Consider the following 690-nt stretch of genomic DNA (forward strand, 5'->3'; position numbering starts at 1 on the left):
CGCCGAGCGGGCACGGTCGAGGCGGGCGCGCAGGGTGGCGGCATCGGGGGCGGGGGTGTGCAGTGATCGACGCGACATGGCCGCCAGCCTAGTCGGACCCCGTCCCGTCGACGGCCGCACCCGCCTGCGGCGGCAGCGGGCAACGCAGCAGCGCGCACACCGTCCGCAGCAGTTCGGACTCGGCCACGGTCATGGTGCCGTCGTGGGCGATGACGGCCACGACGCCCTCCACGACGCGGCGGGTGTCGTCGGCGGACAGCCCGTCCAGGGTGGGCCAGGCGCTGTCCAACGCGGACAGCCCGCCGGGCGGCGGCACGTACGGGAACGTGGTTTTCGGCAGCACCCGGTCCAGACCCGCCCGGTAGGCGGCCTCGGCGGTGCGCTGGTCGGGGTGGCCCACCCCGGCCAGGGTCGCCAGCAGCGTCGCCACGGCGGGCGCGGCGCGCCGCAGCGTGGCGTGTCTGCGCCGCCACGGGGGGCTCTGGTGCCGCGCCTCGTACAGGTCGCGGTGCAGCAGCGCGGACAGGCAGTACTCGAACACGCTGGTCCCGCCGTCCACGGCGGCCAGTTCGGGCAGGGTGGCCAGCAGCGTGTCGATGCCGGTGGGGTCGCGGTGCCGCAGCGCGGGCAGCGCCAGCTCGGCCAGCGGCAGCCGCAGCCGCGGGTCCAGCGTGTCGGTGGCGGCGGCCT

1 pseudogene is annotated in these 690 nt (G+C 77.1%); it reads right to left on the reverse strand.

Annotated elements, in window-relative coordinates:
• Positions 1–88: 88 nt before the first annotated feature.
• Positions 89–690 (reverse strand): annotated as a pseudogene (locus SACPADRAFT_RS26220) (M48 family metallopeptidase); the annotation flags it as partial.

The organism is Saccharomonospora iraqiensis subsp. paurometabolica YIM 90007 (assembly GCF_000231035.2).
GTDB lineage: Bacteria > Actinomycetota > Actinomycetes > Mycobacteriales > Pseudonocardiaceae > Saccharomonospora > Saccharomonospora paurometabolica.